The sequence below is a fragment of the Mangrovivirga halotolerans genome, from assembly GCF_026241165.1.
GTDB lineage: Bacteria > Bacteroidota > Bacteroidia > Cytophagales > Cyclobacteriaceae > Mangrovivirga > Mangrovivirga halotolerans.
The window spans coordinates 589,778-610,519 of record NZ_JAPFQN010000005.1 but is presented as its reverse complement, the minus strand read 5'-3'; the positions used below and the strand labels follow the sequence as shown (position 1 = coordinate 610,519).

19 protein-coding genes are annotated in these 20,742 nt (G+C 35.8%); 8 read left to right on the top strand and 11 right to left on the bottom strand.

The window, feature by feature from the left end:
- Window positions 1–19: 19 nt before the first annotated feature.
- From sufC to OO013_RS10505, 3 genes are all read right to left on the bottom strand, one after another.
- Entirely contained in the window at window positions 20–772 is a 753-nt protein-coding gene (gene sufC, locus OO013_RS10515) for a Fe-S cluster assembly ATPase SufC (RefSeq protein ID WP_266056764.1), read from the bottom strand.
- Window positions 773–808: 36 nt separating this feature from the next.
- Window positions 809–2,254 (bottom strand): Fe-S cluster assembly protein SufB, encoded by a 1,446-nt coding sequence (gene sufB / locus OO013_RS10510; protein ID WP_266056763.1) that lies wholly within the window; start codon window positions 2,252–2,254, stop codon window positions 809–811.
- 140 nt (window positions 2,255–2,394) lie between these two features.
- Entirely contained in the window at window positions 2,395–2,865 is a 471-nt protein-coding gene (locus OO013_RS10505) for an Lrp/AsnC ligand binding domain-containing protein (protein ID WP_137090634.1), read from the bottom strand.
- Window positions 2,866–3,439: 574 nt separating this feature from the next.
- Here OO013_RS10505 and fadD point away from each other — a divergent pair.
- Window positions 3,440–5,122, top strand: coding sequence for a long-chain-fatty-acid--CoA ligase FadD (gene fadD / locus OO013_RS10500; protein ID WP_266056762.1), 1,683 nt, complete (start codon window positions 3,440–3,442; stop codon window positions 5,120–5,122).
- Between the two features lie 135 nt (window positions 5,123–5,257).
- Here the strand turns inward: fadD and OO013_RS10495 are convergent, their stop codons facing one another.
- On the bottom strand, window positions 5,258–5,839 hold the full coding sequence (locus tag OO013_RS10495) for a hypothetical protein (RefSeq protein WP_266056761.1): 582 nt from the start codon (window positions 5,837–5,839) through the stop codon (window positions 5,258–5,260).
- 134 nt (window positions 5,840–5,973) lie between these two features.
- Between OO013_RS10495 and OO013_RS10490 the strand changes: the two genes are divergently transcribed.
- Window positions 5,974–6,423 (top strand): hypothetical protein, encoded by a 450-nt coding sequence (locus tag OO013_RS10490; RefSeq protein ID WP_266056760.1) that lies wholly within the window; start codon window positions 5,974–5,976, stop codon window positions 6,421–6,423.
- On the opposite strand, the gene smc is transcribed toward OO013_RS10490, so the two are convergent.
- A complete protein-coding gene (smc, locus tag OO013_RS10485) occupies window positions 6,412–9,963 on the bottom strand; it encodes a chromosome segregation protein SMC (RefSeq protein WP_266056759.1) in 3,552 nt (1,183 codons plus the stop codon). The genes OO013_RS10490 and smc overlap by 12 nt on opposite strands.
- 142 nt (window positions 9,964–10,105) lie before the next feature.
- Between smc and OO013_RS10480 the strand changes: the two genes are divergently transcribed.
- Window positions 10,106–10,597: a hypothetical protein gene (locus tag OO013_RS10480; protein ID WP_266056758.1), complete on the top strand. Its 492-nt coding sequence runs from the start codon at window positions 10,106–10,108 to the stop codon at window positions 10,595–10,597.
- On the opposite strand, the gene OO013_RS20285 is transcribed toward OO013_RS10480, so the two are convergent.
- Window positions 10,598–11,581, bottom strand: a complete 984-nt coding sequence (locus OO013_RS20285) for a phosphatase domain-containing protein (RefSeq protein WP_266056757.1) — start codon at window positions 11,579–11,581, stop codon at window positions 10,598–10,600.
- A gap of 49 nt (window positions 11,582–11,630) precedes the next feature.
- On the opposite strand from OO013_RS20285, the gene OO013_RS10470 reads away from it, so the two are divergent.
- Window positions 11,631–12,521: a diacylglycerol/lipid kinase family protein gene (locus OO013_RS10470; RefSeq protein WP_266056756.1), complete on the top strand. Its 891-nt coding sequence runs from the start codon at window positions 11,631–11,633 to the stop codon at window positions 12,519–12,521.
- A gap of 8 nt (window positions 12,522–12,529) precedes the next feature.
- Here the strand turns inward: OO013_RS10470 and OO013_RS10465 are convergent, their stop codons facing one another.
- From OO013_RS10465 to OO013_RS10455, 3 genes are read right to left on the bottom strand one after another with little or no spacing between them, the layout of a single operon-like run.
- Window positions 12,530–13,924 carry a M56 family metallopeptidase gene (locus OO013_RS10465; protein ID WP_266056755.1) on the bottom strand — a complete coding sequence of 465 codons (1,395 nt, stop codon included), beginning with the start codon at window positions 13,922–13,924 and terminating at the stop codon, window positions 12,530–12,532.
- The gene (locus tag OO013_RS10460; RefSeq protein ID WP_266056754.1) at window positions 13,921–14,316 is read right to left on the bottom strand and encodes a BlaI/MecI/CopY family transcriptional regulator; all 396 of its coding nucleotides are present in this window, start codon (window positions 14,314–14,316) and stop codon (window positions 13,921–13,923) included. The genes OO013_RS10465 and OO013_RS10460 overlap by 4 nt, the downstream gene beginning before the upstream one ends.
- Before the next feature lie 48 nt (window positions 14,317–14,364).
- The gene (locus tag OO013_RS10455) at window positions 14,365–15,021 is read right to left on the bottom strand and encodes a DUF4159 domain-containing protein (protein WP_266056753.1); all 657 of its coding nucleotides are present in this window, start codon (window positions 15,019–15,021) and stop codon (window positions 14,365–14,367) included.
- Window positions 15,022–15,296: 275 nt separating this feature from the next.
- Here OO013_RS10455 and OO013_RS10450 point away from each other — a divergent pair, with 275 nt between their 5' ends.
- Genes OO013_RS10450 through OO013_RS10440 form a run of 3 tightly spaced genes read left to right on the top strand, consistent with a single transcriptional unit; the run spans window position 15,297 to window position 18,090 of the window.
- Complete coding sequence (locus tag OO013_RS10450) at window positions 15,297–16,406, top strand: NAD(P) transhydrogenase subunit alpha (RefSeq protein ID WP_266056752.1); 1,110 nt, start codon at window positions 15,297–15,299, stop codon at window positions 16,404–16,406.
- Window positions 16,382–16,696: an NAD(P) transhydrogenase subunit alpha part 2 gene (locus tag OO013_RS10445; protein ID WP_266056751.1), complete on the top strand. Its 315-nt coding sequence runs from the start codon at window positions 16,382–16,384 to the stop codon at window positions 16,694–16,696. The genes OO013_RS10450 and OO013_RS10445 overlap by 25 nt, the downstream gene beginning before the upstream one ends.
- Complete coding sequence (locus OO013_RS10440; RefSeq protein WP_305067215.1) at window positions 16,693–18,090, top strand: NAD(P)(+) transhydrogenase (Re/Si-specific) subunit beta; 1,398 nt, start codon at window positions 16,693–16,695, stop codon at window positions 18,088–18,090. The genes OO013_RS10445 and OO013_RS10440 overlap by 4 nt, the downstream gene beginning before the upstream one ends.
- Before the next feature lie 47 nt (window positions 18,091–18,137).
- Here the strand turns inward: OO013_RS10440 and OO013_RS10435 are convergent, their stop codons facing one another.
- Together OO013_RS10435 and OO013_RS10430 are read right to left on the bottom strand one after the other, a co-directional pair.
- Window positions 18,138–19,043: a mechanosensitive ion channel family protein gene (locus OO013_RS10435; protein WP_266056750.1), complete on the bottom strand. Its 906-nt coding sequence runs from the start codon at window positions 19,041–19,043 to the stop codon at window positions 18,138–18,140.
- A gap of 3 nt (window positions 19,044–19,046) precedes the next feature.
- Window positions 19,047–20,246 (bottom strand): S-adenosylmethionine:tRNA ribosyltransferase-isomerase, encoded by a 1,200-nt coding sequence (locus OO013_RS10430; protein WP_266056749.1) that lies wholly within the window; start codon window positions 20,244–20,246, stop codon window positions 19,047–19,049.
- A gap of 43 nt (window positions 20,247–20,289) precedes the next feature.
- Here OO013_RS10430 and OO013_RS10425 point away from each other — a divergent pair, with 43 nt between their 5' ends.
- The gene (locus OO013_RS10425) at window positions 20,290–20,724 is read left to right on the top strand and encodes a hypothetical protein (RefSeq protein ID WP_266056748.1); all 435 of its coding nucleotides are present in this window, start codon (window positions 20,290–20,292) and stop codon (window positions 20,722–20,724) included.
- The last annotated feature ends 18 nt before the right edge of the window (window positions 20,725–20,742 follow it).

Genomic DNA, 20,742 nt, shown 5'->3' with positions numbered 1-20,742 from the left:
TTTTTTCAGTTAATGGAAATTAAACCGCAGCTTCAGCTTTGATCCAGTCGTAACCTTTTTCTTCAAGCTCAAGAGCAAGATCTTTAGTACCTGATTTCACAATTCGACCGTTGTAAAGAACGTGAACGTAATCAGGAACGATGTACTCGAGAAGCCTCTGGTAGTGAGTAACAACGATTGTCGCGTTATCCTCATTTCTAAGCTTATTAACTCCGTTAGCAACGATTCTGAGTGCATCAATGTCAAGACCTGAGTCAGTTTCATCGAGAATCTTCAACTTAGGCTCGAGCATTGCCATTTGAAATACTTCATTTCTTTTCTTTTCACCACCAGAAAACCCTTCGTTAAGTGCTCTGCTTAATAGAGATTGGTCCATTTCAACCAATTTCATTTTTTCTTTAACCCTTGAAAGGAAAGAAACAGCATCAAGAGGATCCTGTCCTCTGTGTTCTCTGATTTGATTTATTGATGTTTTAAGGAAGTTCGTTGTACTTACTCCCGGAATTTCTACCGGATACTGAAATGCAAGAAAAACACCTTCACGAGCTCTTTCTTCAGGATCCATATCTAACAGATCTTCACCATTATAAGAAACTGAGCCACTTGTTACTTCATACTCATCACGACCTGCAAGAACACTGGCTAAAGTACTTTTACCCGAACCATTTGGTCCCATAATAGCATGCACTTCACCTGCTTTTACTTCCAGGTTTATTCCTTTTAGTATTTCCTTACCTTCAATTGAAGCTTTAAGATCTTCTATCTTTAACATTTTTGTATGTATTGTATTCTTAAGTTGTTTAATTGATTAACCTACGCTGCCTTCTAAAGTTAGAGCTAGTAATTTTTGTGCCTCGACAGCAAATTCCATTGGTAACTGGTTAAGTACTTCTTTGCAATAACCATTAACGATCAGGGCAACAGCACTTTCTTCATCGATACCTCTTTGCTGGCAGTAGAATATCTGGTCTTCACCAATTTTTGAGGTTGTCGCCTCGTGTTCTACCATTGCCGAAGCATTTTTATTTTCAATGTATGGGAAGGTATGCGCACCGCATTTGTCACCCATTAATAAAGAATCACATTGAGAGAAGTTTCTGGCGTTTTCTGCTCTTTTGTTGATTTTAACCAATCCACGATATGAGTTTTGGCTTTTTCCGGCAGATACACCTTTCGAAACGATTCTTGACTTGGTGTTTTTACCAAGGTGGATCATTTTAGTACCAGTGTCAGCCTGCTGCATGTTATTGGTTACAGCCACAGAGTAGAATTCACCCTGGGAGTAGTCACCTTTAAGGATACAGCTAGGATATTTCCAGGTTACTGCAGATCCTGTTTCAACCTGCGTCCAGCTGATCTTTGAATGATCGCCGGCACAAATACCTCTTTTAGTTACGAAGTTGTAAATACCGCCTTTGCCATTCTTATCACCAGGATACCAGTTTTGAACAGTAGAGTATTTTACTTCAGCTTCTTTTTCAGCATAGATCTCAACGACTGCAGCGTGAAGCTGGTTTTCATCTCTCATAGGAGCTGTACAACCTTCCAGGTATGATACGTAAGAACCTTCTTCAGCTACAATAAGTGTTCTTTCGAACTGACCGGTATTTGCCGCGTTGATTCTGAAATAAGTACTTAATTCCATTGGGCATCTTACTCCCTTAGGGATATAACAGAATGACCCATCAGAGAAAACAGCACTGTTAAGCGCAGCAAAATAGTTGTCATTTTGCGGAACTACAGAACCGAGATATTTTTTTACTAATTCAGGATGTTCTTTTACAGCTTCTGAGAACGAGCAGAAAATAATGCCAAGTTCCCCTAACTTATCTTTAAACGTAGTAGCAACCGAAACACTGTCCATAACAGCATCAACAGCTACACCTGTTAATCTTTTTTGTTCTTCAAGGGAGATTCCCAGCTTTTTAAAAGTCTCTCGTAATTCTGGATCTACTTCATCAAGACTTTTTGGGGTCTTTTTCTGCTTTGGCGCTGAATAATAGATGATATCCTGATAATCGATCTCAGGATATTCCACATTCGGCCATTTAGGTTCTTTCATAGTTACCCAGTGACGATAAGCTTTCAATCGCCATTCAAGTAACCATTCCGGTTCGTCCTTTTTAGCAGAAATAAATCGAATGGTGTCCTCATTGAGGCCTTTAGGAGCAGTGTCCGCTTCTATTTTCGTTTCCCATCCGTATTTATATTCGGAATTAGTAAATTCATTAAGAATTTCGGTATCTTTCGCCATGAACTCTCTTATTTAAATTAATTCTTAATAGCAAAACTACAACATATAAACCGCATATTTGTTTAAACGCAGTAGTATTTTATAGCTATTACGAGATTTTCCGGCGTAAAGATACCATTATTTAGAATATTTATAAATAATTATCTGGATAAGATTTGAACAGGTCGGTTTAAACTCTCTTCAAGGGATATTAAAGTTTCTGTTCTTTCAATTCCATCAACTTTTTGAATTTTATCGTGAAGAACTTCCCTTAGGTGGTTAGTGTCTTTACAATATAGCTTTACAAAAATACTGTAGTTACCAGTGGTGTAGTGGATCGAAGCGATTTCAGGAATATCTTTTAATCTTGAAGCGACTTCTTCATAAAGAGATGATTTTTCTAAAAAAATACCCAGGAAGGCTGTGATATCGTACCCGAGTTTTGAGTAGTCTATGCTCAGGGTAGATCCTTTGACAATACCCATCTCTTCCAGCTTTCTCATTCTCACGTGCACTGTACCGCCCGATACATATACCTTTTTTGCGATTTCGGTATAGGGTATTTTAGCGTCTTCTGTAAGCAGGCTGAGAATCTTTAAATCAATATTGTCAATTTCGTAATTCTTACTCATTTTCTAGCTTTTGGATTAGTATTTGGGTAAATAACTCCCTCAAAATTAAAAATCTTTTAATATCTTTCAAATATTATTGATAAATTTTTAAAAATATATCTGAGATGTTAATTTTGCATAGTTGCAATGAAGGAAATACTTACACAAAGACAAGTACTTCTTGCAATATTTTGGGTTAATGTTGTTTATTGAGAAGGGCTACTTTTAGGGGGGTGGCCTTTTTCTTTTTTATATAAGCGAATATTATTCATTTCAACCGTTTGCATAAATATTTTTTGGCATAATTGTATTATTTCGCAATAATATTTTTGCATTTACCAGAAATTCGAATTTAATTACATGTCAAGTAAGAGGGTGGAAAGATTTAATCTTTACATACTCGTATTTTGGGTTAATGTTGTTTATTGAGAAGGGCTGCTCCACCGAGGACGCGGCCTTTTTTTTATGCCTAAAAAAAAAATATTCTTCATGCATACTTTTTTTTGCCTTCAAATTTATTTTATTTGCTATTCGGAAAACTGTTTTTATTAATTAATTTCATTGAGATTAACAACTAACGAAACCTGAAATAAACATGACTGAAAGCATATGGTTGAAGAACTACCCTAAAGGTGTGCCTCATACTATCGATCCGGATAAATACAGCTCGCTTGTCGATCTTTTCGAAGAATCTGTTAAAACTTATAAAGATCGAGTTGCCTATATTAATATGGGTAAATCAATGACCTTTGGAGAGCTTGATGAACTTTCAAAGCGTTTTGCATCGTATTTACAAAATGAACTGAATATTAAAAAAGGAGACAGAGTTGCTATTCAAATGCCTAATTGTCTTCAATATCCGGTAGCTATGTTTGGTGTACTTCGGGCAGGTGCGATCGTAGTTAATACGAACCCGCTATATACCGCGAGAGAGATGGAACATCAATTTAAAGATTCCGGTGTCGGGACGGTCATTATGATCGCAAATTTCGCCAGTAATCTTGAAAAAATTATTGATAAGACGAATATTAAGAATGTTATAATTACCGAGCTGGGTGATATGCTTGGTTTCTTAAAAGGTAATATCGTAAATCTAGTTGTGAAGTATGTTAAAAAAATGGTTCCGGATTACAAACTGCCAGGAGCTATTAAATTTAATACTACTTTAAAGGCTGATTCTGAGGGTTATGACAGAGTCCCGGTTTCTGGAAATGACCTTGCTTTTCTTCAATACACCGGTGGTACAACAGGTGTATCCAAGGGAGCAATGCTTACTCACAGAAACATCATTGCTAATGCTGAACAGACCCATGGCTGGATGAAACCAAAGCTGGTGGAAGGAGAGGAGTTAATGGTTACAGCTCTGCCTCTTTATCATATTTTCGCTCTTACTGTAAACTGCATTTTGATGTTTAAAATTGGCGCATCAAATCTTTTGATTACCAATCCACGTGATATGAAGGCTTATTGCAAGGAGTTGACAAAATATGATTTTACGGTAATGACTGGGGTTAATACTTTGTTCAACGGTATGTTAAATCATGATGATTTTAAAAAGATTGATTTTTCAAATCTGAAATTTTCTGTTGGAGGGGGGATGGCTGTTCAACGTTCAGTTGCAGAAAGATGGCAGAAAGAAACAAATTCCACATTGATCGAAGGATATGGTTTGACAGAATCTTCTCCTGTATTGAATTGTAATCCACTTGATGGAACAGATAAGATTGGAACCATTGGACTACCACTTCCAAGTACACTAATTAAGATCGTTGATGACGAAGGAAACGAAGTCCCTCAAGGAGATCGTGGTGAGCTGTGCGCTTATGGCCCTCAGATAATGAAAGGATACTGGCAGAACGAAGAAGCAACGGAAAATGTAATGGTTGATGGCTGGTTAAAAACCGGTGATATAGCAGAGATGGATACGGACGGCTTCTTTAAGATCGTAGATCGGAAGAAAGAAATGATCAACGTGTCTGGTTTCAATGTATATCCAAATGAAGTTGAAGATGCTATCGCTGCTCATGATAAAGTTATGGAGGTTGGAGCTATTGGAGTGCCTGATGAGAAATCTACTGAAGCAGTTAAGGTTTACGTGGTGAAAAAGGATGAAAGCCTTACAGAGGATGAATTGCATGCCTATTGTAAAGAAAACCTTACAGGATATAAGCGTCCAAAATATGTTGAATTTACGGATGAATTACCTAAATCAAATGTTGGAAAGATCCTTAGAAGAGTTTTAAGGGATAATGATCCGTTGGTTAAGGATAATTCCTGATAAAAATTTACATTTGTAAACGGTATTGAATTACAAAGTTGAGAATTCGTTTAACGAACTCAACTTTTGTAAAATATAAAGCCGGATAGTTTCTCTGAAATTATCCGGCTTTTATCTTATATGAGTTTTTATTTTTTATACGATCATTAATGAAGGATCTTTTAATAGATCCTTTATCTCTGAAGGTGGACCGAAGTGCTTGTTCTTAAATCCATTGAGCAGATCGATTGTCGGATTAGACATTAAATTGGATAATTCATCCATAACCTCACCACTAAGCATGTAAGGTGAAGTGTTTGGCATTAAGGTCTTTCCTTTACACACTGCAAACAATTGGTATTCTTCTACTTCTTTTACGTTTGTGCCTTTAATCAGGCACGAAGTAGTCTTTTGATCAATGTTTTCCGGATCAACTAATAGTTCATCATGACTTTTGCTCATCAGGTGATCCTGAAAATATTCATCAATGCTTTTTCTGCTGTCTTTTGATAATTGCTTTCTAAACATATCTGCACATGAAAGACACATAGCATATTCAAAAACTACATCTTCTGCATCAAGTTTAGGATATCGTTTGACAACTTTTTCAATAACGTATTGATTGTTAGTAAGGTATAACTCCTTATTGCATTCTATACAAAATTGAAAAGGAGCCCTTTCAGAATAAGAATAAAATTGTTTTGGAATTTCAATTAGATTGCTTTCTTGCTCAGGCATCTGTCACATTTTTGGCTTTACACACAATGCAAAATTAAGAATAATATAGGGGAATCCTAAGACTAAATTGCCTGATTTTATTACTTTGATTTATTTCAAGAATTAATTATCTTATTACAATAAAATTTATTGTTATGGTTGGATTCTTCGAAACTGAACACCTGAAATTCAAGAAAGATTACATGTCAAATTTGATAGCGTTGGCTCATGCCGATGGTCATTTACATGATAAAGAATTAGCATTTATAATCAATGCTGCCAAAAGACTGAATCTTAAGGAGAGATATCTGAAGGAACTTTTAGACAATGCTGATAATCTGAAAATTAATGTTCCAAACAGCATGAATTCGAAACTGGATCTTTTACATGATCTGACGATTGTCATACTTGCAGATGGTCGGGTTGATGATAACGAAATTGAGTTTTGCAAGCATGTAGCCAATCTAATGGGGCTTAAAGAGTCATTTGTCATTGACCTTGTTTATAAATTTGAATCAGGTCATCCAAATCTTACTCAATGGGAAGAAATGAAAGAACAGTATTTAAATGATAAAAGTATATTAGCCCCTTCGCTAAATGCCTAATTCATTCTGTAATTCCCGAAGATCTACAGGGACCACTCTTGAAACACCTTGTTCAATCATAGTAATTCCATAAATGATGTCTGTTGAGGCCATTGTTCTCTTATTGTGAGTTACAATGATGAACTGTGAGTCTTTGCTAAATGTCTTTATTATATTATTGAACTTATCAATGTTTGCATCATCCAGGGGTGCATCTACCTCATCAAAAATACAGAACGGAGCTGGTTTCAATAAGTATATAGCAAATAATAAGGATGTCGCAGTCAGAGTTTTTTCTCCTCCGGAAAGTTGATTAATGGTCAACGGTCGCTTACCTTTTGGTTTAGCCATAATCTCGATTTTTGAATCAAGTGGATTATCCGGATCAACTAATTTAAGGTCACAATCATCTTCCACTGTAAATAGAGAACGGAATACTTTCAGGAAGTTTTCTTTGATCATTTCAAATGACTCCAGGAAGCTTTCTCTGGCAACAGTATCTATCTCACTGATCGTTTCAAGTAATGATTCTTTTGCTTCGATAAGGTCATCTCGTTGCTGAGTAATGAAATCGTGTCTTTCTTTGATTTCCTGGTACGCTTCCATCGCCATTGGGTTGATCGGACCTATCCGATCCATCTTATCTTTGATCTTATGAACCCTGGCTCTCAGTTCTTCTTCATCCATTCCTGAATCAGGAAGCTCTTCTGCGCTTTTTCTTAATAAAGAATCCAGATCGACTTCGAATTCTACTGAAAGGCGCTCTTTTATACCTGTAAGATTAAGCTTTGCATCGTTGAGGCTTGATTTTAATTCCATTACAAGCGTATCAACATCTTCTTTTCTATGATGAAATTCTTTTAGTGATTTTTCATATTCATCGACGTTGCCACGAGCAGCGTAATATTCTCTTTCCGCTTCATTAACTCCTGCCTCGATCTGTTCTTTTTCCTGATACATTTCGATCAGTTCATCTTCAGCATGCTCAGATCTATCAAGAAGGCCTTTCACTTCATCCTCAGTTTCCTTTAGCTCTTCCTGGTTTTTTTCAATTCTTATTTTACTGCTCTCATAAGCTGACTCTTTAAAGGATATTTCTTGTTCAATAGAATTCAGTTTATTCTGAATCTGATGGAATTTTATGTTTTCGTCGTTATAAGCAGCTGATTTTTGAGAAAGAAGTTCGTTTTTTTCTTCCAGTTGATCACTTAGTATCGCAATTTGTTCCTCTGTTTCATTTAGTACAGCTTCCTCTTCCGAAACTTTAGGTCTTAGCGTCTCGAGATCTTCTCTGTATTCAGTTATTTTTTCCTGTATATCCTCCCTGCGGTTGGCATTGCTGCTCAGCATTTCAGTAAACTGCTCATGCTTTGTCTTTAAAGAAACGTATTCTTCATTGATCTGAGCAATCTGCTGTTTGAGTTCTTCTATTTCTTCTTTTTCGGAACTCTCAAGCAACTTATGCAGTTCTTTCTGATTTTCTTCAAGACTTTTGTTTACCTGGTGAATTTTTTTGGAGAACTTTTCGATCTGCTCCTGAAGCTTTTCCAGGTTTTTTGCCCTACCAATTCTTTTTCCTTCAAAAAGCCCTACAGATCCCCCGGTTATGCTGTTAACTCTGCGGGTGATCTTGCCACTGATAGTGATGAAAATACAATCAGGATCATCCGGGATGTCGCTTTCATCTCCATCAACTATATATACATTGTCCAGAACATGAGAAACCAGTTTTCTGTATTTCTCATCATATTCGATCACCTCCGTGGCAGGGAAAGCCTTATCGAAGAATTTATGTTCTGTATTCTTTTTCTTTTCAAAACTGTCGAGAATAAAGAAATGAGCTTTTCCTTTTGATGCCTCACTCAATAAATTGATAGCCTTGTATGCTTCTGCATAGTTGTTTACTATGTAGTAATTCATATAAGGCTCGAGAAAATTCTCTATAGTTACCCTGTATTTTTCATCTGTGGTGAGCACATCAGATAGAAGGGGAGCATCTGTTTTCCAGTTTTTGTGTTTTTTAAGGAATTTTATTGCCTCAGGAAAGCCTTCAAGGTTATCAACTAACGATTTGGTTAAATTGTATTCATTTTGTTTGGCATCAAGCTTCCTGTTGGTCTGATGCATTTCCTCTTTGATGACCTCAATAGTCTTCTTTACAGCCTCAAGTCTTTGTTGTAATTGTTCTTCCTTTGCCTGCTTTTGAGCCAGGTTATCTTTTTTCTCGTTGAGATAGTCTGAAAGTTCATTTAGCTTTTCCGCAAACTGCTCAATATTGGCAGTCTTTTCAGAGGTTTCATCAGCAGTTTTTTCCAGCTCCTGTTGAAAAGAATTGACCTGAATTTCTTTGATCTCTAATTCTTTCTTGATCTGGTAAACATTATTTTGCTTTTCTCTGAGGGTTTTATTTAAGGCAGAGACCTTTTCCTGAATTATAGCAGTTTCAGACTTTTGTTCTTCATAGGCAGCTTTTAATTCCTCAACATATGCAGTTGCTTCAGCAACACTCTTTTCAACGACTGATTTTTCTTCGCTGAGACTTTTAATACTAAAAGCAGCTCTTTCATTACTTTTCTTATCGTGATCAATTTGCTCCCTTAGCTTATCTGTTTTATCAGTAAGAAAGCGCATTCGTTCATTTTTGATCTTATTTTCACTTTCGTACTGCCTGATCTTGCCTACGTAATTGTTTAATGCCTTTTGTCTGCCGGATAAAAGCTTTTCTTTTCCAATTATATCTGCTTTGAGTTTTTCGATCTCCGCTTCCTTTTCTTTTACCTGCTTTGAAATCGCAATTTTTTTGTCATTTTCTTCCTCAAGCCTTTTTTCAATATTATTGATGTTGGCTTTTTGTTCTGATACAGATTTAACCGCCAGCTCAATTGAGAATTCTTTATACTCCTTTTTATAGTTATAGTATTTTTCTGCCTGTTTGGCTTGCCTCTCTAAAGATTTTAAGTTTTTATCTATCTCAAATAAAAGATCTTCAACTCTGTTAAGATCATCATCAGTTCCTTGAAGCTTTCTTAAAGTTTCCTTTTTCCTGATTTTGAATTTTGATACACCAGCAGCTTCTTCAAAAAGATCTCTTCTGGCATTATCCTTATCATTCAGGATGTCATCAACCATTTTAAGCTCGATGATAGCGTATGAGTTTGACGATATTCCTGTATCAAGGAAAAGGCTGGTAATATCTTTTAATCTACAGGTGACACCATTGAGAAGATATTCGCTTTCTCCAGAGCGATAATAACGTCTGGTAATAGTAACCTGAGAGTATTCTGTTGGTAATAAATTTTTTGTGTTGTTAAAGGTCATTGAGACCTCAGCCATTCCTGCTGCTTTTCTTTTTTTTGTGCCATTAAAAATGACATTTTCCATTTTATCTGATCTGAGGTTTCTTGTTCTTTGCTCACCAAGTACCCATCTGATCGCGTCTACTACATTGGATTTACCACAGCCATTAGGACCGACAATTCCTGTGATGCCCTCATCAAAGTTGATTACAATCCGATCTCCAAAGCTCTTAAATCCTTTAATCTCAAGTTTCGAAAGCTGCATGCAGGTTTATTTATTAGGTTTTTATTCCGGATTTGATTAAAATTGGCTGTTGGCTTAAAGACAACGGCAAAACAATTTAACAAGATAATAATTTTGACCCGGAGCCTTCAAAATTAATATTATTTTTTAAAAAATCTATTTAATGGACATATTAGAATTTCTTCCCTTTATAATAGCCATTATTATATACCTTGTTCAGCAGGCATTAAAGGCAAATAAAGACTCATCAAAGTCTTCACCACCAATGGATTCGGATAATGGGGGAGGCAGACCCAAGTCTTTTGAAGAGCTGCTGGAAGAAATTCAGGGGAGTAAAGAATCATCAGAAAGAGCAGAGGATTATGAGTCGTATGAAGAATATGAACCAGAACCTGTTCGACAATCTTCAAGAGAATATTCAGGGGAGGCAGAAAGCTCGGTAGTAGAACGTTTCAGGAAATCTGTTAAAGAAGCAGAAAATACTGTTAAAATAGAAGATAAACGTAGTACTGACCTGGATAAAGGATTGAGGTTTGAAGAATTCAAGATTAAAAAGAAAAAGACTGAGGGATCCAGGTATAAAAAAATGTTGAGAAATAGAAAATCTGCGAAAGACGCAATTATTCTAAGTGAGATATTGAGAAGAAAGTATTAATCAAACGTTTACTGTACTGAAGTGTTCTTTATACTTTTCTTTTAATTCAGAACCATCCTCACCGGTAATTAATGGGATATTCCTACTTTTTAAATCCTGCCCGATCTTTTCTAATTCATCTTCTCTTTTGCTTTTTTGAGAATATGTCCTGATTAATACTGCCTTTACTCTTTTAGGATATTTTCTCGCGATCTCCTGATAAATTTCCGGATCGTGCTGTGAATTATCACCAACCAGAACAAATCGGGTGTTTTTCATTAAGTGCATCACAAACATGATAGAACGGAATTTGTGAAAATCATGATCTTTATCCTTATCCTTTTTCTTAAAAAATTGTTTTACAACCTTATATTCATGAAGTAACAGAGGACCTTCGGGAAACATATGTTTCTTAATAAAAGTTGAGATCATCAGAAATAAATTCATCTGACTATTTGATATGTAAAAGATCATGCTTTTACCCTGAGTAAGAAAATTATACAGGTCAGCCATATCACTTACAGGTTTTCGGCTGTAGGGATTTTTTAAGAACAAATGCTTTATTCTTTTTCTGATTCGCGTACTGTGGGAAACTAAAATCGTATCATCGATATCTGAAATGACAGCTTCATCTGTAAAGTTATCAAGGTTGTAAATAAAAGAACTGGATACTTCAGGAACAATTACTTCAGTTCCACCGTCTAGTTTATAGTCTATATTTACCTGATTAATTTTTTTAGATTCACGAATGTCAAAATCCGTATGAAAAAATCCGTTTTCATCAATTTTAATGACTTTACAAACCTCGTCTACAGTAATACTTATTTGCTTATTCTTTGTAGGTTTTTGAGAGAAGTACCTATAAACAAGTTTAATGTTATAAAGAGGATTTGCGGATTTTTTTAATTTCAGGTGTTTAGGTTTCATCCATATTACCTGTCCCTGGATATGAATTTTATTTTCATATTTTAATACAAGTTGCGGTAAAAGATGAGGTTTTTTCACGATATTAGTTTTAGTTAATAACTGTCATTACAACAAAAATTTACCCTAAATGTTAGAGAATCCAAAGCTAGATTGGCTATTTGTTATTAATCCGGTCGCAGGAGCTGAAGATAAAACGGTTTTTGTTAAGAGAATAAAGGAAAAACTCAAAAATGCAAAAAAATCATATCGTTTATATTTTACTACAGGACATCAGGATTGTGAGGTTATTGATCTTTTTATCAAAAAATATTCACCCCAAAATATTGCTGTAATAGGAGGGGACGGAACTTTATTGGATGTCGTTACTTCCGTAAAGAATAACCCTATACCTATAGCTATTATACCTTTCGGATCGGCTAATGGAATGTCTGCAGAATTAGATATTGAACCGGATCAGGATATCAGGCTTAATCAAATAATTAATGGAAGAGAAATAAAAGATTTTGACCTGATAAAATTTGATGAAAATACTTACAGTTTACATATCAGTGATATAGGTTTAAATGCAGAGGTGGTTTCGGCCTATGATAAAGATGAAGATCGTGGCATGCGAACTTATCTTAAGCATTTGTTGTCTGTTTGGAGCACAAAAAAAGAATTCAATGTTAAAATCACTGCCGATGGAGAAACCTACGAACGAACAGTGTTCATGGTAGTCATTGCCAATGCAAGAAAATATGGGTCAGGAATGCTGATCAATCCTAAAGGCAGACCTGATGATGGTAAATTTGAACTTTGCCTGGTTACCGATGTTAGTATTGATGGTATGATCAAAGCTGGGTTGTCAAGTATAAATGAGCGATTTGTGCCTTTGGAGTCTCTGGAGACCATTCATTGTAAGAATGCCACTATTGAACTCGAAGAAGAGAAGATATTCCAGGTGGATGGAGAAGTTGTGGGGAAAGTAACTAAGATAACTCCTGAAATTATTCCTTCTGCCGTTAAATTAATGCTCTAATATTCATTTTATTCGACCAAAATCGGAAGGATCATTGTTATTCGCTTGTTGATCTTATCCTGTTGAGGAAACCGAGGACTATCATCAATTATTTGCTGTAATTGTATATTGATATTTTCATCGCTTCTATTTTCCAGCTCAGCAAAATCGAGAAAACCATCGTGATTGATTGAAAAACGGATGTGGTACTGACCTTTTTCTTTGAATTCAATCTTGTTGGTTACTTCATTTATAAACCATGATGTAACGAGTCGATTAACCCCATCATCATCTTGAGTCTTTTCAGGAATGGGATTGTTTTCAGACCCTATCAATCTTGAAATGATTTTTCTGGCCATTTCTTTATCCTGATCTGTTTTAACCGGCTTAATTATATATCTGAATTCACCAGACTGGGCAATCATCGCCTGAGATTTTAAATCATACGAAATGAATCTTGATGAGTCAGAAGCAGGTAAAATATCAATTTTCAGATCTGTGAGATTATTGGTAGGATTACCAATAGGAGGTTCAATAATACTTTGCTCTTTTTCTTTAATATTAAATGAAAAACTAAGAAATAAGACAGATAGAATTACCCATGTCCATTTTAGCTTTGGAGCTTCACTTTCCAGACCACTGTATTTCATCATTTCAACTCTTCTGAGAGTTTTATTTTTAGCAAAGAAATTCGCAAAAGGGACGCCGATTTTTATTAAAATCTGCTTTACTACCAATGCTCCGTAAGCTTCTTTATTACCCCCTCGATTTTTTAATACCATACTATCAGCGATATATTCCTGAATAGATTCTAAAGCATTTTTCTGCCAGTAAATGAATGGAGAAAACCACAATATTACAGAAGCGAACCGATGAATAAGTAAATCAATGCTATGTCTGTCTTTTATATGGTAGTATTCATGAAGTAAAATCTCTTCTTTTTCATTTTCTTTATACTGCTGAGAATTATCGAAATAAATCGTATTGATAAATGAAAAGGTTGGAAGTTTTCCTTCTGTTGTTTTGGTTTTGATGCCTTTAAAACTTAATCCATTTTTTAATTTTTTAGCTGATGAATACAATCTTAATAATTGAATTGAAAGCAAAATTAAACTAACTATCACACCAATAATGAATATTGCAAACAAAGAATTAGTGATCAGTTTTGTTGAGGAAAATAGCTCTCCGTTTTCTCCTGATAAAAAATAGTAAAGAGTTTTTTGATCTTTTACTTTAGGAAGCGAGGTATAAAAATATACCGGAATAGAAATGAGTGGGATGAGAAATGAAGCCAGCAGAGTACCTGTCAGGTACAACCTTAATTTTTGAAAATAAATTTCACCAGTCAGAAAGATCCTGTAAAACAAATAGAAAATCGCCTGACAAAGCGAAACCTCGAATACATAGAGTAATATTTCATTCATTCTTCTTTGTCAAGATCCTTCTTCACCATTTTCATCATTTTATCCAACTCACTTGCATCAACATTGTTTTCTTTTGCAAAGAATGAAACCAGATTCTGAAAAGATCCTTTGAAATATTTCCCAATGAAATTCTGAAGGAACTCATTACTGTAAGTTTCCTTATCAATTATTGGGTAATATTCGTGAGTTTTGCCGTATGCTTTGTAGCCAACAAACCCTTTCTTTTCAAGAATTCGGACAATGGTAGATACTGTATTGTAAGCAGGTTTAGGTTCGGGGATTTTTTCAAGGATGTCTTTAACAAAACCCTTTTCCATGTCCCATAAAATCTGCATTACTTGTTCTTCTGCTTTAGTAAGAACTTTTGAATCATCTTTATTTACTATTCCCATAATCCAAAAATAAAACTATTGTGTTAGTTTTCAAACTATTATGTTAGTTTATTGAGAAAGGAAGATATAGCTAATAATGTTGGCGCCCATCTGTAGGGCTTTTAATCTCACACTTTCAGGATCACCATGTATTGATGGGTCTTCCCAACCGTTACCGAGGTCTGATTCATAAGAATAAAATATAACTAGTCGTCCTTCATGAAATATGCCTAAGCCCTGAGCTGGTTTTCCATCGTGCTCATGAATTTTAGGCAGACCTTCGAAATCAAATTTCTGATGATAAATCGGATGACTATATGGTATTTCAACCAATTCTTTATCAGGAAAAACTTTTTTCAATTCAAGCCTGATAAATTGATCCAGACCATAATTATCGTCAATATGTAAAAAGCCGCCAGAGGTTAAATACACTCGCAAATTTTCAGCGTCAGAATCGCTAAAAACCACATTCCCATGTCCGGTCATGTATAAATAAGGATATTCGAATATTGATTTACTTCCGACTTCAACATAATCATAATTCGGATTTAGAGAAGTGCCCAAATATCTATTGCAAAATATAGAAAGGTTTTTAAGTCCGGTTTTATTTGCATACCAGTCTCCACCACCATTGTATTCTACCTGTGCCAATTTAAGTTGAGCACTGGCAAGATTGACGGAAAAAGCCGTCAACAGAAAAAATAAGCTAATTTTCAGGACCTTCATAGATATCAAATCTAATAAAAGCTAAGAGAATATTTAAGTCAATCTACATAATTATGACTTAAGTCATAGAGTCTATTGATTATTTTGCTTTACGTATTAATCATAAAATATTTATTATATGATATAAATTTTAATTATTTTAAAAATAGTGGTAAAAGAATTACCATTTTTAAAATAATTGGTTAGCTGTTTTGAGTTTGTAAAGGGTTATCCTTTACATTGGTTAAAATTCTTTCATTATTTGTTATTGCTCATAAACAAAATAATATTCTAGTATGATAATCGGAGCTATTAAGCAGCCTGGTGAAAGCAGGGTACCAATAATGCCCGGAATAATTTCAGGCTTTAAAAATCTAGGTCTTAATGTCTCGGTGGAATCAGGTGCCGGTAAAGGTGCCTTTGTTTCAGATGAACAATATAAGGAAGCCGGGGCTGATGTCCTTGGCAGGGAGGAGTTACTGAAAAGTGTAGATATATTGCTCGCGATTGTTCCTCCGGAGGCTGAAGACTATCGGTTAATGAAAAAAGGTGCAATAATCATGTCATCCTTTGAACCTTTTTCACCCGAAAATGACTATGTATCACTTGTAGAGGATTTTCCTGTTCATGCATTATCTCTTGATATGGTTCCCAGAACCTCCAGGGCGCAATCAATGGATATTCTTTCATCCATGGCCTCACTGGCGGGATATAAATCCGTGATCAAGGCAGCAGAACACTTACCAAAATACTTTCCAATGCTGACTACAGCAGCCGGAACAGTGGCACCTGCTAAAGTATTGGTGCTGGGTGCAGGTGTTGCCGGGCTTCAGGCTATTGCTACTGCTAAAAGACTCGGTGCCGTGGTTGAGGCATTTGATCTGAGGAAAGCAGCCAAAGAGGAAGTCGAAAGTCTTGGTGCCAAATTCGTTGTCGTGGAAGGAGCGAAAGACGATAAGGAAGCAGGTGGCTATGCGGTAGATCAGTCTGAGGAATTTAAAAAGAAGCAGGCACAAGTCATCGCTGATCATGCTGCCAAATCTGATGTAGTTATTACTACAGCATTGCTTAGAGGTAAAAAAGCACCGATTCTTATACCAACCACAACATTGGAACGAATGAAAAGTGGTTCTGTGGTCGTGGATCTTGCTTCTTCAGCTGGAGGAAACTGTGAGTTGACAGTTGATAATGAAATTGTAAATGAAAAAGGAGTAACGATAATCGGGGCAGGAAATTTATCTGCAGAGCTATCTGTTCATGCCTCTGAACTTTACGCCAAAAACATATTAAATCTGCTAAAATTATTTGTGTCTGAAGGAGAGATCGATCTTAAAGTCGATGATGACATCATTCAGGCGATAAAAATCAAAAAAGAAGAATCATGGATGCAATCATCAGTTGGATAGGAGAAAACATCCTTTTCATATACTTATTAATTTTTGCTATTTATCTCGGAACAGAGATTATTGGGAAAGTACCCGTCGTACTCCATACTCCCTTAATGTCTGGAGCAAATGCAATTTCTGGAGTTGTGGTTATCGGAGGTATCATTCTAGTCCGTTTAACCCCTTCCGATGACTATTTTGGACTGTTTATCGGTTTTTTAGGTATCACCTTTGCAACCATCAATGTTGCCGGAGGATTTGCTGTTACTCAGCGTATGTTGTCCATGTTCAATAAGAAAAAGAAATCATGATATATTCTTCCATTACTGATCTATGCTATCTTATAAGTACCGTATTTTTTATTATCGGTCTGAAAAGATTAAGTAGTCCCAAAACTGCGACTAAAGGGAACGCCCTTGCAGCAACCGGAATGATTTTAGGTATCCTTACTGCATTATTTGGTGCATTAGGTGGAGAACCAGTAAACAACTATGGAGTTATTGCAGTAGCACTTGCACTGGGAATTACAATAGGATTAATAGCGGCAAAGAAAGTCGAGATGACTGCTATGCCTGAGTTGGTTTCACTCTTCAATGGTTTTGGAGGTGCTGGTACTCTGGCTTTAGCAGTAGTTGAATTAGTTGGTTATTTATCTGGTGTTGAAGTGCCATTCGGAGTGTTGCTTACAGTTTTATCCGCCCTCTTCATAGGGGCAGTTTCATTTACAGGTTCATTGGTTGCATTTGGAAAGCTTAAAGGAATATGGAATGAAAAATTAAAATTGCCTTATTCCGCCTACATAAATGTTTTATTGCTTTTGATTGTTGTTATAGCAATGGTCTTTTATTCAATCAATCCATCTGCGATTAGCCTTGGGTTTGTGCTGGGTTTGATTTTTCTGAGTCTGTTTTATGGATTTAGTTTTGTATCCCCGATAGGAGGAGGAGATATGCCGGTGGTAATTGCATTTCTTAATAGTTTGACTGGTATTGGTGCTGCTTTGGCTGGTATCGTTTACACCAATAATGTAATGCTGTTTGGCGGTATTCTGGTCGGAGCATCAGGTATAATATTGACTGTATTGATGTGTAATGCAATGAACAGGTCTCTGGCACAGGTTCTAGTAGGTAATTTTGGTGGAACTTCCTCATCTTCTTCTGATGATGGAGATAGGGTTGTGAAAGAAGTATCAATGTCTGACCTAGCTGTACAACTTAAATATGCTAAAAAGGTATTGGTTGTTCCAGGTTATGGACTTGCGGTAGCTCAGGCACAGCATGTTTGCCGGGAACTTGAAGTGCTGCTTGAAGATGAGGGTGTAGAAGTGAAATATGCTATTCATCCCGTTGCTGGCAGAATGCCAGGTCATATGAATGTTTTATTGGCTGAGTCTGATGTTCCATACGAAAAACTTCTGGATCTGGATGATGCTAATAAATCATTAGAAGGTGCTGATGTTGTTTTAGTTATCGGGGCAAATGATGTGGTCAATCCTGCAGCTAAAACTGACTCTGGGAGCCCAATTTACGGAATGCCAATATTAGAAGTGGAAAATGCTCACCAGGTTGTTGTGTTTAAACGAAGTATGAACCCAGGATATGCTGGGGTTCAAAATGAGCTTTTCTTTAAAGATAAAACTAAGATGTTATTTGGTGATGCCAAACAATCACTTTCTGGCTTGGTAAAAGAATTAGCTGAGGTATAAAGATAATCTTGATAGATTAATAGAGTTGTGAATCTGATGGCGAATAATTATTGTTGTTCGCCATCTTTTTTGATTTCCAATTCATTTCTGAAATTTATATCTCGTTGAGGGAAAGGAATTTCGATGTTTTCTTCTCTGAACCTCTGAAAGATGGCATAATAAAGTTCGCTTTGCAGAAAGGCTGGACGATCGACATATTTAGTTGACCAGACCAATAGCGTAAAATCAATACTACTGTTCCCATATTCTGTAAATAATAGAAATGGTTCCGGATTGGAAAGCACGTTTTCATTTTTATTCGCAACTTCCAGCACTATTTGTCTTACTCTGTCAGGATCTTCCTTGTAGCTTACCCCTAAAGGGACTTTAATTCGTATTCTCCGGTCATTGTGCGACCAGTTTATCACCATTTTCGAAATAAATTCGGAGTTTGGTACAATAACAATAATATTATCATTTGTTCGGATTGTAGTTGCACGACCACCAATTTTAATGATATCTCCTACAATTGTACCTACTTCCACACGATCACCCACTTTTATTGGTTGATCAAACAAAATGATCATACCTGAAACGATATTATCTACTATAGTTTGTAAACCAAAACCAATACCGACACCTAAAGCACCTACTACAATACCAAGGGTGGTGAAGTTAATTCCGAAAGAATTCAGGATTATCAGTGTACCAATAGTAAGGACAAATAATCTGAATATATAACCGTATGTTTGCCTGATGCCATATTCGATATTGTACCTGCCCATTACCTTTGTGACCAGTAATTTTCGGATCAGATTAGAAATATAAACAAGGGCGACAAAACTAAGGATTAGTGATAGAATAGTTATGAGGGTGAATTCAGTCTGACCCAGATTAAAAACAGGATATGATAAAATATCCATTACAGGTTTGAAAATTTCGCCTAGTTTATCTAATATTTCCTTAAAATCCATTCTTTATTTTTTTCTCCATAGCAGGGAACTGTCTCCATAGCTAAGGAATCTGTAATTATTATTTAAAGCATAATCATAAACTTTTTTCCAATCTTCTCCAATAAATGCTGCAACAAGTAATATTAAAGTTGAGTCAGGCTGGTGAAAATTAGTTATAAGTCCATCTGCAAAATGAAATTCATAACCGGGGAAAATAAAAATTTCTGTTTCCCCATGAATAATTTTGAGATTGTTAGAATTCATGTAATCAAGTATCGCTTTTAACGATTCTTCTCTAGTAGGGACGTCATTGTTTTCGTAAGCGATAAGTTTTGGTATGAAAAAATTTTTCTCACCATTCAACAATTTCACACCATACCAGAACAAACTTTCAAGGCTACGCATAGAGGTTGTTCCTACGGGTATAATTTTTCCCTTTTTGTTTAACAGCGATTCGATAACTTCTTTTTTGAACAATATTTGTTCCTTATGCATCGGGTGATCTTCGGGAGTAGCAACTTTGATCGGACTAAAAGTTCCAGCACCTACGTGCAGTGTGATATATTCTTCATCTATACCTTTATTCTTCAGAGCACTTATAACTTCTTTTGTGAAGTGAAGTCCAGCTGTCGGAGCAGCTACTGCTCCATCTTTTTCCGCGTATACCGTTTGATATCTTGGAACATCCTCTTCCGTTGCGTCCCGATTTAAATATGGAGGTAGAGGAACCTGTCCCATATTTTTCACCAGATCGGCAAAAGGAGTATTAGTTTCCCACTCGAAACTTACTAGTTTTTGCTCTCTGTTTACCCATCGAGCACTAATTTCTATATCTTTTCCGTCAACTTCAATAGTTCTTTTCAAGATCTCATCATCTTTCCACTTTCTGGCATTTCCTACCATACAAAGCCATGAGGCTGAATCTGTTATAGTCATTGCGTCATCTATAACCACAGTTGGACTGTATGGTTGGAGAAGAAAAATTTCAATAATAGCACCGGTTTCTCTTCTGAAAAGTAGCCTTGCAGGAATTACTTTAGTATTATTAAAGATCAGAGTTGAATCCTGTGGGATGAGTTGAGGTATATTTTTAAATATTTCAGATTCAATTTTACCGGAATTGTAAACAAGTAATTTAGCCTCATCACGCTTTTGCAAGGGATGTTTGGCAATTTTTTCATCCGGTAATTCGTAAGTGTATTTAGAAAGATCTACTGATTTCACAATTAATTATTTTATGCAAATATAAAATCGCGATAACAAAATAATGAGGAAAACTATTTATTGTTTATTCTTATTGAATGTTTCTGTAGTTATTAATGCTCAAAACGATGTTGATTTTTGGGACATCCTTGGAGAGGTTAAATTTGAAACAGGGTATATGGAAGGATCAGAAGTTCCATTTGATGTTCCTGTATTTTCAAAAAAACTGAAGAGTTACGAAGGGCAAATTATTAAGTTAAAAGGATATATTTTACCTGTGGAGGTTGGTTCAAGTGATCACTATATATTATCCAAGCTTCCATTTAATGTTTGTTATTATTGTGGTGGAGCAGGACCTGAAACCATAATAGAAATTATTTCTGATGAGGAATTAGAAGCTTCCGACAACAGGGTGGTTATAGAAGGAATGCTCATGCTAAATAATAGCGACATGAATTACCATATGTATGTTTTAAGAAATGCTGAATTAATTGATTAATAATTATATATAAATAAA

What these genes read in the sequence shown, in the direction of transcription:
- sufC (WP_266056764.1), bottom strand. Translation starts at nt 772, where the DNA reads ATGTTAAAGATAGAAGATCTTAAAGCTTCAATTGAAGGTAAGGAAATA.
- sufB (WP_266056763.1), bottom strand. Translation starts at nt 2,254, where the DNA reads ATGGCGAAAGATACCGAAATTCTTAATGAATTTACTAATTCCGAATAT.
- OO013_RS10505 (WP_137090634.1), bottom strand. Translation starts at nt 2,865, where the DNA reads ATGAGTAAGAATTACGAAATTGACAATATTGATTTAAAGATTCTCAGC.
- fadD (WP_266056762.1), top strand. Translation starts at nt 3,440, where the DNA reads ATGACTGAAAGCATATGGTTGAAGAACTACCCTAAAGGTGTGCCTCAT.
- OO013_RS10495 (WP_266056761.1), bottom strand. Translation starts at nt 5,839, where the DNA reads ATGCCTGAGCAAGAAAGCAATCTAATTGAAATTCCAAAACAATTTTAT.
- OO013_RS10490 (WP_266056760.1), top strand. Translation starts at nt 5,974, where the DNA reads ATGGTTGGATTCTTCGAAACTGAACACCTGAAATTCAAGAAAGATTAC.
- smc (WP_266056759.1), bottom strand. Translation starts at nt 9,963, where the DNA reads ATGCAGCTTTCGAAACTTGAGATTAAAGGATTTAAGAGCTTTGGAGAT.
- OO013_RS10480 (WP_266056758.1), top strand. Translation starts at nt 10,106, where the DNA reads ATGGACATATTAGAATTTCTTCCCTTTATAATAGCCATTATTATATAC.
- OO013_RS10470 (WP_266056756.1), top strand. Translation starts at nt 11,631, where the DNA reads ATGTTAGAGAATCCAAAGCTAGATTGGCTATTTGTTATTAATCCGGTC.
- OO013_RS10465 (WP_266056755.1), bottom strand. Translation starts at nt 13,924, where the DNA reads ATGAATGAAATATTACTCTATGTATTCGAGGTTTCGCTTTGTCAGGCG.
- OO013_RS10460 (WP_266056754.1), bottom strand. Translation starts at nt 14,316, where the DNA reads ATGGGAATAGTAAATAAAGATGATTCAAAAGTTCTTACTAAAGCAGAA.
- OO013_RS10455 (WP_266056753.1), bottom strand. Translation starts at nt 15,021, where the DNA reads ATGAAGGTCCTGAAAATTAGCTTATTTTTTCTGTTGACGGCTTTTTCC.
- OO013_RS10450 (WP_266056752.1), top strand. Translation starts at nt 15,297, where the DNA reads ATGATAATCGGAGCTATTAAGCAGCCTGGTGAAAGCAGGGTACCAATA.
- OO013_RS10445 (WP_266056751.1), top strand. Translation starts at nt 16,382, where the DNA reads ATGGATGCAATCATCAGTTGGATAGGAGAAAACATCCTTTTCATATAC.
- OO013_RS10440 (WP_305067215.1), top strand. Translation starts at nt 16,693, where the DNA reads ATGATATATTCTTCCATTACTGATCTATGCTATCTTATAAGTACCGTA.
- OO013_RS10435 (WP_266056750.1), bottom strand. Translation starts at nt 19,043, where the DNA reads ATGGATTTTAAGGAAATATTAGATAAACTAGGCGAAATTTTCAAACCT.
- OO013_RS10425 (WP_266056748.1), top strand. Translation starts at nt 20,290, where the DNA reads ATGAGGAAAACTATTTATTGTTTATTCTTATTGAATGTTTCTGTAGTT.